At 54.9% G+C, this 804-nt stretch carries 2 protein-coding genes; both read right to left on the reverse strand.

Annotation, left to right across the window (positions count from 1 at the left end; genetic code table 11):
- Positions 1-328: 328 nt before the first annotated feature.
- On the reverse strand, positions 329-616 hold the full coding sequence (locus tag P0Y67_RS23055) for a hypothetical protein (protein WP_439848855.1): 288 nt from the start codon (positions 614-616) through the stop codon (positions 329-331).
- The coding region (locus P0Y67_RS22700; RefSeq protein WP_342393705.1) for a phage tail assembly protein T at positions 609-804 on the reverse strand (196 nt) is incomplete at its 5' end. The genes P0Y67_RS23055 and P0Y67_RS22700, both read right to left, overlap by 8 nt.

The raw sequence follows: 804 nt of genomic DNA on the forward strand, positions 1-804 counted from the left end.
GAAAAACGCCAGCAACGCGGCCTTTTTACGGTTCCTGGCCTTTTGCTGGCCTTTTGCTCACATGTTCTTTCCTGCGTTATCCCCTGATTCTGTGGATAACCGTATTACCGCCTTTGAGTGAGCTGATACCGCTCGCCGCAGCCGAACGACCGAGCGCAGCGAGTCAGTGAGCGAGGAAGCGGAAGAGCGCCCAATACGCAAACCGCCTCTCCCCGCGCGTTGGCCGATTCATTAATGCAGCTGGCACGACAGGTTTCCCGACTGGAAAGCGGGCAGTGAGCGCAACGCAATTAATGTGAGTTAGCTCACTCATTAGGCACCCCAGGCTTTACACTTTATGCTTCCGGCTCGTATGTTGTGTGGAATTGTGAGCGGATAACAATTTCACACAGGAAACAGCTATGACCATGATTACGAATTTAATACGACTCACTATAGGGAAGCTTCCCGGGGCAGCTAGCGCCTGTCGGCTCAGCGACTGTTCAACGACTGCCGCTGTTTTTTTCGCATCACTTTCCGTACCAGAAAAATGACGCCTGACTCTGGCCATCTGCTCGTCAAATCTGGCCGCATCCAGACTCAAATCAACGACCAGATCGCCTACCGGTTCAGCCATACCGGACTCCTCCTGCGATCCCTTCTGATACTGTCATCAGCATTACGTCATCCTCCGCCATGTCCGCCACATCCGGGGAAGCGGGGATAACTTCATTCCCGTCCGGGCCAAAGCGGACACCTCCGGCAAGCCCTGCCGCTTTCTGCATCACCACATCATCTTCAGGCTCTTCGTCAGCCTCGCGCCGG

The sequence above is a fragment of the Photobacterium sp. SP02 genome (genome assembly GCF_038519165.1).
Taxonomy (GTDB): domain Bacteria; phylum Pseudomonadota; class Gammaproteobacteria; order Enterobacterales; family Vibrionaceae; genus Photobacterium; species Photobacterium halotolerans.